The sequence below is a fragment of the Pseudomonas sp. NPDC087817 genome (assembly GCF_044742875.1).
Lineage (GTDB): Bacteria > Pseudomonadota > Gammaproteobacteria > Pseudomonadales > Pseudomonadaceae > Aquipseudomonas.
In genome coordinates, this window is sequence record NZ_JBIUVJ010000011.1 from 30,522 (window position 1) to 47,569 (window position 17,048).

General features: G+C 60.7%; 14 protein-coding genes. 1 reads left to right on the plus strand and 13 read right to left on the minus strand.

The window, feature by feature from the left end; all coding sequences use genetic code 11:
* Window positions 1-111: 111 nt before the first annotated feature.
* Window positions 112-1,635, plus strand: coding sequence for an FAD-dependent oxidoreductase (locus tag ACIONG_RS11535; protein WP_401299353.1), 1,524 nt, complete (start codon window positions 112-114; stop codon window positions 1,633-1,635).
* A 46-nt stretch (window positions 1,636-1,681) separates the two neighbouring features.
* Here the strand turns inward: ACIONG_RS11535 and pgaD are convergent, their stop codons facing one another.
* The 13 genes from pgaD to ACIONG_RS11600 form a co-directional block, all read right to left on the minus strand.
* Window positions 1,682-2,215, minus strand: a complete 534-nt coding sequence (gene pgaD / locus ACIONG_RS11540) for a poly-beta-1,6-N-acetyl-D-glucosamine biosynthesis protein PgaD (RefSeq protein WP_401299356.1) — start codon at window positions 2,213-2,215, stop codon at window positions 1,682-1,684.
* Entirely contained in the window at window positions 2,212-3,567 is a 1,356-nt protein-coding gene (gene pgaC, locus ACIONG_RS11545; RefSeq protein WP_401299359.1) for a poly-beta-1,6-N-acetyl-D-glucosamine synthase, read from the minus strand. Before pgaC ends, pgaD begins: the two co-directional genes overlap by 4 nt.
* Before the next feature lies 1 nt (window position 3,568).
* Window positions 3,569-5,566 (minus strand): poly-beta-1,6-N-acetyl-D-glucosamine N-deacetylase PgaB, encoded by a 1,998-nt coding sequence (pgaB, locus tag ACIONG_RS11550; RefSeq protein ID WP_401299362.1) that lies wholly within the window; start codon window positions 5,564-5,566, stop codon window positions 3,569-3,571.
* Window positions 5,567-5,578: 12 nt separating this feature from the next.
* A complete protein-coding gene (gene pgaA, locus ACIONG_RS11555; protein WP_401299365.1) occupies window positions 5,579-8,059 on the minus strand; it encodes a poly-beta-1,6 N-acetyl-D-glucosamine export porin PgaA in 2,481 nt (826 codons plus the stop codon).
* Window positions 8,060-8,318: 259 nt separating this feature from the next.
* Window positions 8,319-9,824 (minus strand): YdgA family protein, encoded by a 1,506-nt coding sequence (locus tag ACIONG_RS11560; protein WP_103306499.1) that lies wholly within the window; start codon window positions 9,822-9,824, stop codon window positions 8,319-8,321.
* Between the two features lie 317 nt (window positions 9,825-10,141).
* Complete coding sequence (locus ACIONG_RS11565) at window positions 10,142-10,777, minus strand: hypothetical protein (RefSeq protein WP_047290746.1); 636 nt, start codon at window positions 10,775-10,777, stop codon at window positions 10,142-10,144.
* A gap of 93 nt (window positions 10,778-10,870) precedes the next feature.
* Window positions 10,871-12,313, minus strand: coding sequence for an efflux transporter outer membrane subunit (locus ACIONG_RS11570; protein ID WP_401299369.1), 1,443 nt, complete (start codon window positions 12,311-12,313; stop codon window positions 10,871-10,873).
* Window positions 12,310-13,212: an HlyD family secretion protein gene (locus ACIONG_RS11575; protein WP_103306497.1), complete on the minus strand. Its 903-nt coding sequence runs from the start codon at window positions 13,210-13,212 to the stop codon at window positions 12,310-12,312. Before ACIONG_RS11575 ends, ACIONG_RS11570 begins: the two co-directional genes overlap by 4 nt.
* Entirely contained in the window at window positions 13,209-13,418 is a 210-nt protein-coding gene (locus ACIONG_RS11580) for a DUF1656 domain-containing protein (RefSeq protein WP_401299372.1), read from the minus strand. The genes ACIONG_RS11575 and ACIONG_RS11580 overlap by 4 nt, the downstream gene beginning before the upstream one ends.
* Window positions 13,415-15,478 (minus strand): FUSC family protein, encoded by a 2,064-nt coding sequence (locus ACIONG_RS11585; RefSeq protein WP_401299375.1) that lies wholly within the window; start codon window positions 15,476-15,478, stop codon window positions 13,415-13,417. The genes ACIONG_RS11580 and ACIONG_RS11585 overlap by 4 nt, the downstream gene beginning before the upstream one ends.
* Window positions 15,475-15,903 carry a MarR family winged helix-turn-helix transcriptional regulator gene (locus ACIONG_RS11590; protein ID WP_103306495.1) on the minus strand — a complete coding sequence of 143 codons (429 nt, stop codon included), beginning with the start codon at window positions 15,901-15,903 and terminating at the stop codon, window positions 15,475-15,477. The genes ACIONG_RS11585 and ACIONG_RS11590 overlap by 4 nt, the downstream gene beginning before the upstream one ends.
* Before the next feature lie 185 nt (window positions 15,904-16,088).
* The gene (locus ACIONG_RS11595; protein ID WP_401299379.1) at window positions 16,089-16,334 is read right to left on the minus strand and encodes a DUF2789 domain-containing protein; all 246 of its coding nucleotides are present in this window, start codon (window positions 16,332-16,334) and stop codon (window positions 16,089-16,091) included.
* 154 nt (window positions 16,335-16,488) lie between these two features.
* Entirely contained in the window at window positions 16,489-16,950 is a 462-nt protein-coding gene (locus ACIONG_RS11600) for an aminoacyl-tRNA deacylase (RefSeq protein WP_103306493.1), read from the minus strand.
* Window positions 16,951-17,048: the final 98 nt, after the last annotated feature.

A 17,048-nucleotide genomic window follows, 5' to 3' on the forward strand; every position in this document is an offset into this window, starting at 1 on the left:
TCGTCGGCTTGCAAACTATAGCTGTACCGTTCGTGCCGTGGCAGTAGCAAATGGCTGAACCTCGCACTGTCGCGCAAACTCGTATGAGAAATGCCCGCGAGGAAGCCGAATATGTCCCTGCACCGTGTCGCCTGTTTCGCTGATGTCCCTGAAGACCGTGGTCTGGAAGTGAAAATCGGCGACTGCAAAATTGTTCTGCTGCGCGCTGCCGGCGAATTACGCGCGTTTCAGGGTGAATGCCCGCACGCCGACGCGCCTTTGGCTGACGGTGCGTTGTGCAACGGGCACCTGATATGTCCATGGCACAAGGCTGTTTTTCGCGTGGAAGACGGCGCTCTATGCGAACCGCCCGCCCTCGATAGCCTCAAGCGCTACCCACTGGAGCTGCGCGGCGAAGACATCTGGGTGGATGATCAACCGCTGTCGGATCCACACACGCCGCCAGCAGACGATGCGCGCACATTCGTGATTGTCGGCGCCGGAGCGGCGGGCACCGCGTGTGCAGCGGCGCTGCGGGAAAAGGGTTTCGGCGGACGCATTGTGCTGATCGATCACGAACCCGAGGCCGGTTACGACCGCACGGTACTGAGCAAGTTTGTCCTCGCCGGAGAAATGCCCTCCAAAGAAATACCATCGCTGCGCGATGACGACTTTTACCGCGAACAGCACATCAATCGGGTTTCAGGCGAAGTCGTTGCGCTCGATGCCGAGGGAAAAACCGTTCATTTAAAAGATGGCCGCACACTGCATTACAGCGCCGCCGTGCTGGCGACTGGCGGCGTCCCCAACCCGTTGCAGTTGCCCGGGGCTGACCTGCCAAACGTGTTCGTTCTGCGCTCAAAGGCCCAGGCCGAGCAGATCATCAACGCCGCCCAGCCCGATCAACGCGCAGTGATCATCGGCGACAGCTTTATCGCCCTCGAATGTGCCTCGGCACTGCGTCAGTTTGGCCTCGACGTCACGATACTCGCCCGCCATGCAGTGCCTTTCGCGGCTCAATTCGGCGAAGCCGTGGGCAAGGCGATCCGCACGCTGCATGAAAAAAACGGCGTGAAATTCATTACCGAGCACGAGGCGACAGAGATCATCGGTGACGGCAAAGTCGAGGCAGTGCTGCTGGACAATGGATTGCGCCTTTCAGCCGATCTGGTCCTTGCAGGCATCGGCGTACACCCGGCCACCGAGGCTTTTGCCTCGTTACCCCGGGAGCAAGACCTGTCGTTGCGCGTCGATGGCGGCATGCGCGTGACCGAAGGTCTGTGGGCGATTGGCGACATCGCCACGTTCCCGCTGAACGGCCAGCCCCAACGCATCGAACACTGGCGTCTGGCCCAGCAACACGCACGGATCGCGGCGGCCAATATGCTCGGTGGCGAGGAGCATTACCTCGATGTGCCGTATTTCTGGACCTGGCATTTCGGCAAGAATTACGACTACCTCGGCCATGCCGAACAATGGGATGAAGTGGAATTTCTCGGCGAGCCCGAACAGCCGCCCTTCATCGGTCTGCTCGGTCGTAACGGCATCGTTGTTGCCGCCGTAGCGTGCGAGAAAGAAAGAGCGATGGCGCTGCTGGCTGAACGCATGAAACAGCCTCTGCCAATGGAAGAAGCCTGGACACTGATCCAGATCTGACCACCGTTCTTGATCGTTCCCACGCTGCTGCGTGGGAACGATCAAATCAGGTCGACCGATTGATCGGTTCGCGATTGTCGTCATCCTCGGCGTGCAGAAAGATCACTCGCGGGTGTTCGATTGGCGCCAACGGTGGCGGCAACTCTGCCTGCTGCACCGGCCAGAAATGCGTCACCACCTGACTGATATCGCCTTCCTGATCGTTGTGAATGGTCATCACCCCCGGCGTGCGGAGTTTCTGAAAGCGGTCATCACACAGCTTGAAACTTTTGCTCAGCCCTTCGTCGTCGATCACCGGCGAAGGTAAACGCCGCTGGGCAAAACTTCTGCTTTTGCGCTGCTGATAACGCGCCCAGGAAATCAGGATCACCGCGTTGACCAACGCCACCCACAGATAAATCTCTAACGTACCCAGCGCTTCAAACGCCGAGTTGTCGATGCGCGGTCCGCCGGCATGGGTTTCGATCAACGGCCAGAGCCCGCGTACCAGCAGAAACAGCAGGCCAATCCACGCCAGCACGGTGAGAATCACATCGACCACAACCAGAAATGGTCGTTGACGGGTCCGGATGATTTTCATTTGATGACCTCCTCTTCGTCGTCCCCGACCGGTTTGATCCCCCGATCAGGGCTGACCCAACGCGCACGTTTCTGATGCTGGCCGAACAGCACTTTGGGAAAACTGACCAGCGTGGTCAGCAGGCTGATCAGCCAGAACACCAACGGATACCAGACCACCCAGAACATGGTCCTGCCCAGACCCGGTTCGTAGCGACGGTCAATAATGATGCTGACGGCGAACTGCACCAGGCAGACGAAGGCCAGCAGCAGCCCGGTAAACGCCGGTGGCATCAGGTGATCCACTGCGATGGCTTCCGGCATGACCAAGAACTTGCCGACACCCCAGAAAATCACCGACAGCAGGAAGGTAAACGCCCAACCGGTCGACAGGCAGTATTCGAACAGCAGTGGCCACAGATAACGATGGCGGTACTGCCAGATGCCGCGAATGTTCTTGAACAGCACTTCGGCACCACCCTGTGCCCAGCGCAAGCGCTGCTTCCACAGCCCGCCGAGGGTTTCCGGCATGAGAATCCAGCACAGCGCACGCGGCTCGTAGAAGATGCTCCAGTGATCGAGTTGCAGCTTCCAGCTGATGTCGATGTCTTCAGTGATCATGTCCGGGCTCCAGTAGCCGACCCGGTTCAGCGCAGTGCGGCGGAACGCGACAATCACGCCGGAGACGGTGAAGATCCGCCCGAACACCCGCTGCGTACGTTTGATCAGACCGATGATCGACGAGAACTCACCGACCTGCACCCGCCCGACCAGCGTTGAACGCGTGCGAATTCGGGGGTTGCCGGTCACCGCACCCAAACGCGCGTTGTCGAGCATTGGCGCCACCAGATAGGCCGCCGTGTTCGGCGCCAGTAGCGCATCGCCGTCGATGCACACCAGATACTCACTGCGCGCGGCGATGGCGCCCATGCGCAGGGCGACCGCCTTGCCCTGGTTTTCCGCCAGATGCAGCACACGCAGGCGCGGATCTTCCTGGGCCAGCCGGTCGAGCACTTCGGCGGTGTTGTCTTTGGAACCGTCGTTGATCGCAATGACTTCGATGTTCGGATAATGCTGGGCCAGCGCCGCGTGAATGGTATCGGCGGCGTTGTCACCTTCGTTGTAGCAGGGGATCAGAATCGAGATCAGCGGCTCGCCTTCCAGTGGCGGCGGCAGCGTGTCGTCCTTCCACGGCCAGTGGCGCTCCCAGTGCAGCCAGAAATACAGGCCACCGGCAATCCACAACCCGGACATGAACAACGGGTAGAAGAACACGAAGTCCATCAGGAACTGCCCGGTGACCAGGAAGATCAGCCCCAGCGGAACGCCGAGGACAATCGCCAGAACAAGCAGGGCTAACAGTCTATCCAGCATGTCATGGGTTCCATTTGTTGGAGAGCGCAGGCCTTACGGTTTTCAGGTCCGGCAGGTTGTCGAGGAAGTTGTCCGGGTAGTAGCCGAAACTGGTCGCGCCCTGACGCTTGAGGCGACCCATCCAGTCCGCGAGATGCGCGCCATCGATATTGGCCTGATCCTTTTTCGTCCAGTCCCGGGCCTGCAATTCGAACACGGTGCGGTTCAGTGCCCCGGGGCGTTTGCTCACGGTTTGCACCAGCGATTCCAGCCATGGGCCGGACTCTGCCTGAGTCTGTTTTTCCATCAGCGGCATGGCCATCGGCGCCGTCCAGTCGTATGTCGCGAGGAAGTCGTCGAGGTTCTGCGCGTACCATTCTTCGCTGTGCGGATTGAGCATCGGCTCGGCGAAGATGTTGCGCGCGGTCAGCACCTGCGGACCACGAATGGCGCGGACTTTGGCGGTCAGCTCGTTGGTGAAGTCGATGAGGTATTTGCTCTTGAAGCGCGTCCAGCGCTGCATCGCCGCCGGGTCTTCACGCAGTGCCGCGATCGAACTCGGCAAACCTTGGGCGCCATAGGCTTTCAGCGCCTGCGGGCTGGCGTCTTCGAAGTCCGAGAGCACCGCGTCGTCGTGATAGAGGATGCCGTCGACCGACGTCAGGCGCGCCACGTCTTCGTAGATTTCACCGATGATTCGCCTGACTTCAGGATCGAATGGCGACAGGCGTTGGTACTGATTAGGGTCTACCGAGGTGGTGCCGGTTTTCGGGTCCCAACGGGTCACACGCGGCAACTTCGAATCGAGGCCGAAACTCAGCACCGGCATCCACGCAAAGACTTTGACGTGGGCCCGAGTGCGCAACTGCCAGGCGACGCGATCAAAGATGTCTGCACGCACCGGCAGGTGACGGTTGGGGAAGTACAGCGAATGCACTAGTCCATCGCCTTTCGGATCGGCGAAGGCTTGCAGGAACACCGTGTTGGCGCCCATGTCAGCCATGCGCTGAACCAGTTTGCCAAGGTTGATGTCCTGTTGCGCCGGGTCCGGATCGTAAACGTTGTCGAGATCGACATGCACCACGCGCATGGCGAAATCCGACTGCACCCCGACCACGCTGTTGGCGAAATGCTCGCCGTCCGGGTCGGACGCGACGAGGAAACGCGGGCTGCTCATCAGGTTGTCGAGGGCATCGAGACCGTCGTCGAGGGTCAAGGCCATTTCATAGCCTTCCTCGCCGACCACGGTCAGCGAAGTGCCGTCCGCCGTGCCGTATGGCCAGACCCAGACCCGCGGTTTTTTACCGGTGACCTTGCGGATCTTCTCCGAGATGTTGTTCACGTCGGTACGAATCCGCGCCTGGAAATCAGCCTCGGATTCGTAGCGTTTGGTCACCGGATCGTAGCGCCGGGTCGCCGCCGCCGGCTGCATGTTGCCCTGCGGGTTGGCGAGGATGCCCTTGTGGTTGGCGTCGGTGTGGGCGGCGATTTCCACCAGTCCGGATTGGGAAATCTCGCGTATCTGATCCCACGTGAGAAAGTCGGAACGTGCACGCGGGGCGCCGGCGAAGTCCACCGGTTGATTCAGTGGCGTGTCGATCCAGGTGCCGACCGGTGCCAGCAGTGCGTGCCAGTTATAGGCGCGCAACACCGGCAGCACGCGAGTGTAGAAGCTCGAATAACCATCATCGAAGCTGAGCAGAATGGCTTTCGCCGGCAGCTCCGGGCCACCCCTGCGCGCCGCCATGATCTGGTCGACCGTCACCGGTTTGTAGCCGTTCTCGCGCAACCAGGCGAGCTGCTCGATCATGCGCTCGGTGCGCACAGCGACCACGGCCTGATCGGGATCGCGATCCTCGACATCGTGATAGGCAATGCCCAGCACATGATTTTTCGGCCAAGGTTTTTCGCTGGCCGCCAACGGACGCTCGGACGGCGGGGCGAAGGCCGGAGCTTGCTGGGCGCAGGCGCTGACCAGCAGCGCTCCCAGCAGAAGGATGAAACGCGAAATAAAAGGCATCTTCAAACTCTTCTAGAAGCGGAAAGTGAGGTCGACAAGCAGACGCAGATCGGTCTCCCGATCACCGTCGTAGGGCCGGTTGATCACACTGAACAAACCGCCCACCTCGAACACGTCGTTCCAGGCATATCGCTGGCCGTAGCCGAGCAGCGCCATGCCGCCGGTGCCGTGATCACGCTGGCTGTACGTCCCCGCGCCGGCCTGGAACTGCTGGCTCCAGGATGTTTCGTAGCGGTGGTAGAGCACGTGATTGACGTTGACCAGCGGCATCACGCTGAAGTCGGATTTGGGATTGAAGTACGGCACGTCATCGGATTTGGAGTTGTGGCTGGTGCCGACTTCCAGACCCGCATCAACCTGCACGTTCGGCGCGCTGTACACGCCCTCGCGACCGGTGAGCAAGGCTTCGACGCGATTGTTGCCGTCGCTGAAGTGCGACGGGCTCACCGACAGTTTCCACTCGCGGCTTTCGTTGGCGCGCCAGCGGATGAAACCACTGCCGCCGTTGGCCTTGATGTCGCTGTTGAGCGCGCGCAACGGCGTCTCGGCCGACAGGTATTCGAGGCTGCCGCCGTACTGCCAGTTGTCGTTGATATCGCGGGCGATCGCCAAACGCGCGCCCTGCTTGTCACCGTAACCGTAGGAGTGGTTGGAGACTTCGGCTTCGAGGGTCATGTCACGGGTGCGACGTTCCAGGCCGACACGCTGGAAGCGATGGTTGCCAGTGCCTTCGGCAAAATCGCCGGTGGCGTAACCGGCACCGGCGAATACGCGCCAGTCTTCGTCGATCGGTGGGCTGTACAGCGTCGTCTGGATACCGAAATCGCGGCTGCCACTGACTGCACCGGCATTGCCACTGCCGCCGCCATTGGCCTTGCCGCCATAGGCTTCGACGCGCAGTTCGGACATGTCATGCACTTCGCGCTCGCGGGCCAGACGCTGCACTTGGCGGTTATCCGGATAACGGGCAACGACGTCGTCGGTCAGCGCATCCATTTGCCGCCATTCCTGCAATTCCATGGCCGTGTGGGCCTGGCCAATTTCCAGGCCCATGTCACGCGGCACCATGCTCTCGGTTTCCTTGAGTTGCATTTCTGCGCGGCGCGGCCAGTTGCGGGCCAGGTACAAATCGGCCTGAGCCAGACGCAGGCCGATGTTGCCCGGAGCCTGATCGACGAGGGTTTGCAAGCGCTCCTCACCGTGGGGCAGATCAGAACCGTAGGTACCGGCCTGGGCCGCGAGTTGCTGGGCATCCATCCATTCATCGTTGGGGTTGCCGATCGGCAGGCCCTTGAGTTCGATGCGTGGGCGCTGTGATTTGGCGGCATCCTCGGCGACTTTGCGTGCATCTTCAGCGCGGTCGCTTTCCAGCAATGAGTAGTACAACGCCGTGGTGTCTTCGAGGCGATCGCCGACATCGGCGTCCGGCGCCGCCAGCACTTGGCGATAGAGGTCGGTGGCGATTTCTGGCTGACGCTGATCGAGGTACGACGCCGCGACCCAACGCAGGGCATAGGTCGGAATCTTCACGCCTTCGGCTTGCAGCTTTTGATATTCAGTGATGACGTCCGCCGTGCGCGCCCGGGCCTTGAGTGCGCCCATACGGTCGATGCGCCAGCGGATCACGTCGTCGTGAGCCGTGGTGTCCGGCGTCCAGGTGGCGAGCAGTTTGTCGTAGTCGGCCAAGGCGCGATCAGCGATGACGTAGCGTTCTTTTTCGCTGCGGGTGGCCAGTTCGGCGAGACGCACGCGCTCGGCAGCCAGATCGCCTTCGAGGCGACGCAGAGTCACCGGATCGATCAGACCGGGACGTTGATTGGCCAGGCGCAGCGCTGGCTCGGGCAGACGCGCCTTTTGCAGGGCGACCACGTATTCGCGGGCGACTTCCGGTTTGCTGCCGGCACGCTTGAAGGCCTGATCGTATTCGAAGAGGGCATCGTAGGGTTTGTTGTCGCGGGTCAGGGCGTAGCCCAATGCGAGACGGCGCGACGGATCATCGGGTTTGGCCACTACCAGCGCTTTGGCGCGGGTCACCGCTTCGTCGGGTTTGCCGGCGTCAGCCTGTGTCAGGGCCAGGCCCAGTTGCAGGTCGGCGTTGTCCGGCTCCAGCGCCAGCGCCTTGTTGTAGACCTGAGTCGCCTGATCCCAACGCTTGAGGTTGCGGTAGGCACGCGCCGTGGCGGTCAGCGCCTGAACCGGCAGGACGCGGTCGCGGCCCTGGGTTTCATAGACCTGCACCACTTCGGCGTCGAGCCCGGCCCAACCGGCGATCTGCAGGTGATCGCTGATCTGTCCGGTGGTCGACGGACCCGGCGGCACCTGACGCAGCACATTCAGCGCAGGCGTGGTCTGCCCGGCACGGGCGTCCCGCACCATCTGATCGTAGGGTGTGTCGGCAAACGCCAGTGCCGGCCAAAGCAATTGGCTGCACAGTGCGACTCGGAACAAAGGGCGTAAACCACGATGTAATACGGGAACATCAATACGCGGCATTCGTCAGCATCCTTACATGGCCAGCCGGGTCGCAATGCCCTCCTTGCCCATTCGTAACGGAGACCGAGCCAACAACGCTCAGCCAAGCTTAGTCCGGCAGTCTTGCATGCAAGCGTAGACCAATATCCACAACACAATAATTGTTCAGATTCGTCACAACGGCTGGGCTGAAACACCGCGAAAACCCATACGCCAGACAGCAAAACGCCCGGCGTCTGCGCAATGACAGAGGCCGGGCGTAGCTATTTAAAGCGCAGGATTACTGCACTTGCGTGACGCCTGCGAACTTGCTCATCAGGAAACCGACGAACTGCTCAACGGTCATTTTCTGGCCGTTGAATTCCACCTGATTGGCGGCGTAATGCAGCTTGGTCACGACGTTGGTGCCGTCCACGACCGCCATTTGCGATCCAACGGCCATGCCCGCGAACATGTCGGCCGCTTCTTTGGATTGGTCGACAATGGCTTTGGCGTCGGTCTGACCATCCAGTTGCGCCTGCACGCTGAGCAGATCAACCAGCATTGGCTTGGACACCTGGATATTCAGGTCAAGCAGCGCGATCAGTTGCTTGCCCAGTTGATCCGGCGGCAAGTCCATCGATTGCGGCTTGGTCAGGTCAATGACCAGATTGGCCTTGCTCTCACCGTTGGCGGTGTTGAACGAGAGGTTTTCCAGGGCAATCTGCGGGCCGGCCGCGAGGAGTTTTTGCAGATCGGCTTTGACCTGGGCATTTTCCGCGTCGGTCAGGTTCAGCTCGGGTGCTGGCAAACCTTGAGCGGCGGCTTCAGCGGCAGCCTTTTCATACGGCTGCAATTTGGTCTGGTAGATCTGCATCAGCGACATCGTCGACGGGATGTCGAGGTTCTTCAGGCTCACGGCCATGTTTGCCGAACCGATTTTCTTGTCGTTGAGGCTGACTTCGCCAATCTTGTAGTCAGCACGACCGGAAGCATTGCTGCCGTTTTCTTCGGTGAGGTTCTTCATTTCGAAGTTCTTCACGCCAAGCACCGATTGCTTGGTGCCGAAGGTGGTTTTGCTGTTGGTCAGCACCAGCGTGTTTTCGCCGGTGTAGTAGCCGTAGCTGCTCTTGGCGAGATTGCTGGCCAGCGTCAGACCGTTGAGTTCGATCTGTACCGGCGCCTGATCTTCGGCCACGGTCACCAGCTTCAGGTTGTCCATGTAACCGTCAGCCTTGACCTTCTGCGCTTTGGCGCTAGCAGAGATGTTCATCGTCAGGCCGGAGAATTTCAGGCTCGACTGTTCATCCAGCGCGGTTTCAAACGGCAGCAGATCGAGGGTGCTGGTGGTGGATTCGTCGTAGCCAATGCTGGTCACGCCTTTGAGTGGCGCGGCGCCCTTGGTGGCGGCAAACCACTTCTCGGTGGCCGGATTCTTTTCCAGCTCATAGTTGCTGGTAGCCATGACCGGCAACCATTTCAGCGAGACCAGCCGCGAGAACGGCAGCGGGCCATGCTCGATGTGGTCGACGAACAGCAGTTCGACCGGTTTGTCACCGAACATTTCGCCTTCGCCCTTGAGGCGATAGTGCGCGGTGCTGGTGAAGGTGTGACGCTCCAGCGACACCAGTTCCAGCGACGCGGTGCCGTTGGAGCCGGCCATGGCGGTTTGCAGCTCTTTGTTGGCATTGCTGACGGCGTTGTTCAGTACGCCTTCGATCTTGGTCCCGGTGTACCAGGCCCCGCCTGCGCTGATCGCACCAATGGCAACAACAATTCCGAGAAGCACGCCTGCTGATTTATTCATGAATGACCTGATCGATTTCCGTGGCTGTGAGTGTGGTCGTCTTCCCTGAACCCGTGACCGGGTCGCGGCTCGACTCCGCTGAATTAGCGGTGGAGATTAGCACTGGCCGCGCCCGGCGGCCCAATGTTTAAAGGTGAAAGAGTGTCTATGGGGAGTGTGGACAGTCGACAGGCTGGAAGAGTTTCGCTGTTTTTGCGGACGCCATCGCTGGCAAGCCAGCTCCCACAGGGATATCCAGCGAACACACAATCTGTGAACACCACAAAACCTTGTGGGAGCTGGCTTGCCAGCGATGAGGCCAGATGATTAGCCGGGAATCAGGAGTACTGAACCTCGATCTCGTCCAATTGATGATCAAAGCTCTTGAGTCGGGCAGTCCAGGTATACACCAACACTTCAAAGTCCCGATCGATCACCGCCCCGCCCGGCCCATCAGCGCGCGGGTCACAGAAATCCAGTTGATAGCGCTCGCGGGCCATGGCCGTGGCGACATCGGACAATTCACGGGCATTGTTCAACCAGTGCCAGCCCTCGTCGGCGATCTGTTTGTCGAGTTCCAGACACTGCTTCTTCAGCGCTTCGAGGCTTTTTTCCAGCGGCGTGCCGGTGAGTTCGCCCATGACTTCGGCGAAGGTCCGCCCGGGCTGCCAGTAGCTGCCCCAGAAATACCGGTCGAACACGGTTTCGACCCGACGCAGGGCGACTTTGGTGTCCCAGATCAGCACCAGGGTTTTGCCCTGTTCAAGTTGTCTTTTCTTGACGCGCTGCACCTGAACCGAGGCCCACGCCACCACGACGATGGCCATGACCGCGATCAGCGCCGTCGCGCTGTCGAGGAACACCATCGCCTTGTCGATCTGATGGGCCAGCATGATGCCGTAGAAATAGGTCGCCGAGAGCAGCACCAGCGCTACCAGGGCGCACCAGAAGCCGAGAGCGTAAGGGTTTTTCATTATTGGTTTCCCCTAGACCAGCGCTAGCAATGTGCGCTGAAAGGGCGCCTTGCTCGGGGCGCCCTTCCAACACTTCAAAGCATAGCTACGGCGTCAGGGTTTGCTCGCGCTTGAAGCTTGCGTTCGTCCGCTTTCCCAACCGCCGCCCAGAGCAAGGAACAAATCGATCTGGCTCATGGCAACCTGGGTGTTGGCGGCGGCCAGTTGCGCGGTGACATCGGTGTAGGTGCGGGTCGCTTGCAGATCGGCGAGGAACGACTCGCGGCCCGCCTGGAAGAAGCGGTGAGTCTGGTCTGCGGCGAGTTTCGCCGACTGCTCGGCATCGGCCAGGGCATCGCGACGTTGCAGCAACGCGGTGTACTGAGCGAGACCGGTCTGGGTTTCGCGAATGGCGTTGAGCACCACGCCGTCGAAATGCGCCAATGCGCCTTGGGTCGACGCTTCGGCTTCGCGGATGCGCGCGCGGGCGCCGTTGGTCGGCACTTTCCAGCTCAGCGACGGGCCAAAGCCCCAGCGGTTGGTCGATGGATCACCCAAGTCGTCGATGAGACCGACTGTGCCGATGGTCGCGCCGATGCTGATGTCCGGGTACAACTCGCCAGTGGCGACGCCAATCCCGGCGGTCGAAGCCGCCAGACGTCGTTCGGCCTGACGAATATCAGGGCGTCGCTTGAGCAGCGCAGCGCCGTCACCGACGGGCACCAACTGCGCGATTTTCGGTAGTTCGGCGCAGGTCGCGGTGCCGGCCGGCAGTTGATCGACCGGTTTCGCCAGCAGCATCGACAGACGGAACAGCCCCGCCTGACGCGCCGCTTCATAGCGCGGCAGATCAGCACGCAGGGATTTGAATTGGGTTTGCGAACGGGTGACCTGGGTTTCGTCGCCACGCCCGGCATCGCGCAGACGCTGGATCAGCGTGGTGCTTTGCGATTGCAGGTCGAGGGAGTGCTCGGCGATTTCCCGCTCTTCATTCGCCGCGCAGATCTGGGTGTACGCGCGAACCACGTCCGCCACCAAGGTGATGCGCGCGGTGTCCGCCGCCGCCTGAGTCGCGTCGGCATTGGCCTTGGCGCCTTCGATGCCGCGCTGCAAGGTGCCCCACAGATCGAACTGATAGGAAGCGCTGATGCCGATGTCGCCGACGTTATCGACCGGGACTTTTTCCGGTAGCAAGAAGGCCTGACCGGACTCTTGCAAACGCTGCGCGCCCATTTTTACGCCCGCGCTCCAGCCGCCCGCCGCTTCGGCCTCATCGACCTGAGCACGAGCCCGTTGCAGGTTCGCCGCCGCCACCCGCAAATCAGTGTTGGAAGCCATGGCCTGCTGCACCAGTTGATCCAGACGAGGATCCTTGTAAAGGCGCCACCAATCCGCCGGCACGGGCGCCGACACCACCGGTTTGCCGGCCACCGCCAACTCGCCCTGAAAGTCTTTGCGCTGGACCGCCGCGTCCTCGGGCACGTGGTAATCCGGTCCGACCATCTGACAGGCCGAGAGCATCATGCCCAACCCGGCGATCATCAGGGCCCTATTCATTGCCCGGGCTCCTGCTGGCGGTTGTCGACTGGCTGGTCGTCGATGATCGACACCGTGGCAGTGCGCCCGGCAATCATGCGGAAGTCATGCGGCACTTCATCAAAAGCGATGCGCACCGGAATCCGCTGCGCCAGGCGCACCCAACTGAACGCCGGGTTGACGTTGGGCAACAAGTTGCTGCCGCTGCTGCGGTCACGGTCTTCGATACCGGCGACGATGCTTTCGACATGCCCACGCAGTTTGGCGCGGTCGCCGATCACACGGATATCCACCGACTGGCCGACATGAATGCCGTCGAGTTTGGTTTCTTCGAAATAGCCGTCGATGTGAAACGAGTTGCTGTCGACCACCGACAACACCGGACGCCCGGCGGTAACGAATTCCTGCGGGCGCGGTGCACGGTCGTTGACGTAGCCGTCCACCGGACTGCGGATCACCGAGCGGTCGAGGTTGAGCTGGGCGCTGTCCACGGCCACCAGCGCTTCGGCCAGCGCCGATTGCGCGCGGGCGACTTTCGATTGGCTTTCTTCCAGTTGCTCGGCCGGCACGAGGTTGCCGAGGCCACGGTTACGCTTGGCTTCACGTTGCGCTTGGGCGAGGGTTTCTTCGCGATCCGCGACGGCCGCTTTTGCCTGACGCAGGGCCAGCTTGAAACGGTCCTGGTCGATGCTGAACAGCACTTGGCCGCGCTTGATCAACTGGTTGTCTTTCACTTCAACCTGCTGGATCAATCCGGACACGTCCGGCGCGATCTGGATGATGTCGGCGCGAATATGGCCGTCACGGGTCCATGGCGCGAACATGTAATACATCACCATGCGCCAGACGAGGACAACGGCAAAAGTCACGATCAGCAGGGTCAGTACCACGCGACCGATGGTCAAAAACGGTTTTTTCATGTCATCAGGTATCGACTGAGTGAGTCCACGCCGTACAGCAGCACGGCGTAGAGAGCCACGTTGAACAATGCCCGGTGCCAGACCAGACGGTAAAAGTGCGCGCGCGTGAGCACGGCATGCACCAGCAAAAACAGCACATAAGTGATGCCCATCAACACCAGCAAGGTCGGCAGGAAAATGCCGCTGATGTCCAGATCACCGATCATAGGGGCGCTCCATCGGGCAGCGGTTCTTCGGGCTCGGCGCTGGAGACGAATTCGACGCCGGGCAGCAAGGCCAGGCGCAAACCGCTCAAGGCGTGCAACAGGTGTAGACGGGGTTCTTCATCGCCGTGGCCATTGAGGGCGCGGCGGGTGCGGTCCATGGTCATCAGCAAGGCGGCCGGCGCTGGCAAGCGTTCGCCGGCCTTGAGGCAGGCGCGGAAATACTCGCCGACTTCACTGACCACTTGCTGCAACAAAACGTTCGGTGCGCCGGTCACTCGCGGGGTGTAGGCGAGCAGGTCGAGCAGGTTCAAACCGACGCGTACTTCACGCATGGCGATACCGGTGTCCTGGCCGGTCATCGCCAGCCGAGGCAGGTGCTGCATGAGACGATCAAGCAACTGCACGCCCAGTTGCCGGTGTTCGGCAAGGTTGGCCGGCTCGGTCATGTGCACGATGTCCTTCCAACTGAAGCGGGTCAGGCGTTTGGCGGCCAGTTCGACGCCGAACGGGCGGGCGATCAAGGTCCAGATAAACGCGAACAGCAAGCCCATGGGCCCGGCCAGGTTGGAGTTCACAAAAGCAAAGAAGTCCGCGTCGTACGCGCCCTGAATGCTGATGAACGACGAGGTGTTGACCAGCGTCAGCAGCATGCCGAGATAGAAACGCGGCTGCACCGTCAGCGTACCCACGCAAATGAACGGGATGGCAAACGCCAGCACCAGCATCGGGAAGTCGTGCAGGTTCGGCAGAATCAGAAACAGATAAAGACTGGCGAACAGCACCGACATCCCGGTCCAGAAAAAGAACCGGTAGATCTGCGGCGCCGGGTCGTCCATCGAGGCGAAGAAGCTGCACGCCACCGCCGCCAGAATCACCGCACTGCCGCCGTCCGGCCAGCCGAGCAGAATCCACAGCGTCGAGGCGACGATGATTGCCAAAATCGTCGAAGCCACCGAATACAGCATCAGGCCACGGTCGATAAACGGTGTCAGACGACCGAGACGCCAGTGGCGGTAGACCGCGCGCCAACTGTCCTGGCGCTCGCAGAGAATCGCATCCTGCAGACTGCGGCAGTCCTGCCACAGATCGATGAACTCGCCGAGGCGATAAATCGAATTGGAGAACAGCAATTGCTTGCGATCTTCCAGCGCTTCGGCGCTCGGTTGCAGGGCTTCGAGCTGATCTTTCAGTGCTTGCCAGCGATCAAGGTCGGCATCTTTGTGGCCGAGCCACTCACGGGTCGCGGCCAGCAGCGGTGCGAATTTTTCCACCAGCTCCGGCGTGCGTCGCTCAAGGGCGTAAAGCGAATCTTCCAGGGCGTCGATCACCGGCAACAGATGGATCATCCGCCCGCGCAGTTCCTTGGTGTTGCGCACGGTTTGCGGCCGCGAGCCTTCGTGGGGCAACTGCCCGATCATCAATTCCAGGCTGTTGAAATTGGCGACCATGGCCATGCGCAGTGCGGTGACCTCTTCGGGCTGCACATCGCGGCTGAGGAATTTCAGGCTGTAAGTTGTCGCGTCGGCGAACCATTTGCCCACGGCATCGTTGAACACTGGCGCCAGTCGGCGCGGCCAGAACATCGCGCCCACCACGGCGGCAACGGCGATGCCGAGGAAAATCTCTTCAGTACGGGCTTCCGCCACGTCCCACACCGCCAGCGGGTTATCCACCGTCGGCAAAGCAATCAGCGGCAGGGTGTAACCGGCGAGCATCAGCGCGTAGCTGTTGGCCGTGCGCAGATGCAAGGAGAGAAACAGCAGAATCCCCGTCCACAGCGCAATCACCACCACCAGCACATACGGGCTCTGGACAAACATCGGCACGAAAAAAACCGCTGCCGCCGCACCAAGAAAGGTGCCGATGGCGCGGTACAAGGCTTTGGAGCTGGTCGGCCCGAGGTACGGGCTGGAGACGATGTACACCGTGGCCATCGCCCAATACGGACGTGGCATTTGCATAAGCATGGCGATGTACAGCGCCAGCATTGACGCTGCAAAAGTGCGGACCCCGTAGAACCAGTCCCGGGCCGGCGGAATGCCAGTAAAAAAACCGTTCAAGAATTGACCACCACTGGCGGACTTGCCGCCTCAAATGCGCGCAGTACCCGAAGCGTAGCCTCCAGATCACTCTGATCGATGCCCTCGAGCACTTCGTGACGCAGACGCACCAGCTCGATTTCCACCGCTTGCACCAGCTCACGCCCGGTGTCGGTCAGGCTCAGGCATTTGGCGCGGCGATCCTGCGCATCTTCAGTCCGGCAGACGTAGCCCGAATGGCACAACTGATCGAGCAGACGCACCAGCGACGGACTCTCCATCCCGGCCGCCTGCGCCACCTGCACCTGCCGCACACCCTCGCCGAGCCTGCCGATCATCAACAACGGCACGGCGCAGGCTTCGGAAATTCCATAGTTGACCAGCGTGGTCTGGCAGATCTTCCGCCAATGCCTGGCGGCCACCACCATGGCACTGCTGATGTTCATCTGGAGAGCGTCGAGGGAATTCGGCACGGGGAAATGCACACTGTTAGTTTGCTAACTATCAATATCGCATTGGTGGGGAAATTCAGTCAAGTTTTGAAACAATTGATGCGCATCGTAGGTAACGATGAAGTTGAAGCGATTTTTAACCTCAAACGGGTGGCCAGCATGACTGCCGAGAGTGCCCTTCATCCCTGCCGGCCCTTACGCAATAACACATCCAACTGATCCACCACCTCCGCCCAATCGGCATCATCGAGAATCTCGTCACGCAAAAAATCCGCCTGACTCTTCGACCAGAAAAACGCGTCCGCCAAATGCAGCTCGGGTTTCAGCGGTGAATGGGTGGCGATGAATTGTTCGATGCTGACCGGGTCGTTTTCCAGGCCGAGTTGCTTGAACAGGGAGGGGAGGCTGTGGGTCGGACTTTCCATTGCTTAACTCCTTCAACAAATCTGTGTGTGGAAGATCAATCGCGGGCAAGCCCGCTCCCACAGGATTTTCAGGGGAACACAAAATGTGTGTACACCTCAAAACCTGTGGGAGCGTGGCTTGCCCGCGATGGCGTCGGCACTGACGCCACAACAGCTAATGACTCAACTCCCGCACCTCGGCATGCGGCACCATTTTCAGGAACTCCGGCATGCTCATGTGCAGCAGGTAATTGTGATTGCCGGCTTCCAGGTAGATGTCTTTCTGCCGGGTCAGCAACGGGTCGATGACCATGTCCAGTCCGTAGGAATCCCCCAACGGCGGCACCGCGCCACGTTCGCAGTCATCGAAGATATGCGCCAGGTTGCTTTCGCGGGTCAGCTGCCATTCGCCGCTGCTGCGCACCTTGCTCAAGTCCAGATGCCGACTGGCCGGCAGCACGGCCATCAGGTAATGCCCGTGGTGGTCGTCGAGGATCACCGATTTCGCCACCCGTTCGGCCGGAACCCCGGAAACCCGCGCTGTTTCCAGACTGCTGGACGAGTGTCGGTGGGCGACGATGTCGAATTCGCAATGCGCCCGGGTCAGGCTGCTTTGCACCTTTTTGGCCATACGCATGATGCACCTCGGTGTTGCGCTGAACGTGTGTTCCTGTGTCCTTGAGTCTAGTTCCACAGGCTGCGGGCGAAGGGAAATCCGCTCACCGGACACATCCG

Coding starts and splice junctions, on each gene's coding strand:
- ACIONG_RS11575 (WP_103306497.1), bottom strand. CDS start 13,212: ATGAAAAAACCGTTTTTGACCATCGGTCGCGTGGTACTGACCCTGCTG.
- pgaC (WP_401299359.1), bottom strand. CDS start 3,567: ATGCTGGATAGACTGTTAGCCCTGCTTGTTCTGGCGATTGTCCTCGGC.
- ACIONG_RS11595 (WP_401299379.1), bottom strand. CDS start 16,334: ATGGAAAGTCCGACCCACAGCCTCCCCTCCCTGTTCAAGCAACTCGGC.
- ACIONG_RS11570 (WP_401299369.1), bottom strand. CDS start 12,313: ATGAATAGGGCCCTGATGATCGCCGGGTTGGGCATGATGCTCTCGGCC.
- ACIONG_RS11565 (WP_047290746.1), bottom strand. CDS start 10,777: ATGAAAAACCCTTACGCTCTCGGCTTCTGGTGCGCCCTGGTAGCGCTG.
- pgaB (WP_401299362.1), bottom strand. CDS start 5,566: ATGCCTTTTATTTCGCGTTTCATCCTTCTGCTGGGAGCGCTGCTGGTC.
- ACIONG_RS11580 (WP_401299372.1), bottom strand. CDS start 13,418: ATGATCGGTGATCTGGACATCAGCGGCATTTTCCTGCCGACCTTGCTG.
- pgaA (WP_401299365.1), bottom strand. CDS start 8,059: ATGCCGCGTATTGATGTTCCCGTATTACATCGTGGTTTACGCCCTTTG.
- ACIONG_RS11560 (WP_103306499.1), bottom strand. CDS start 9,824: ATGAATAAATCAGCAGGCGTGCTTCTCGGAATTGTTGTTGCCATTGGT.
- ACIONG_RS11600 (WP_103306493.1), bottom strand. CDS start 16,950: ATGCGTATGGCCAAAAAGGTGCAAAGCAGCCTGACCCGGGCGCATTGC.
- ACIONG_RS11590 (WP_103306495.1), bottom strand. CDS start 15,903: ATGAACATCAGCAGTGCCATGGTGGTGGCCGCCAGGCATTGGCGGAAG.
- pgaD (WP_401299356.1), bottom strand. CDS start 2,215: ATGAAAATCATCCGGACCCGTCAACGACCATTTCTGGTTGTGGTCGAT.
- ACIONG_RS11535 (WP_401299353.1), top strand. CDS start 112: ATGTCCCTGCACCGTGTCGCCTGTTTCGCTGATGTCCCTGAAGACCGT.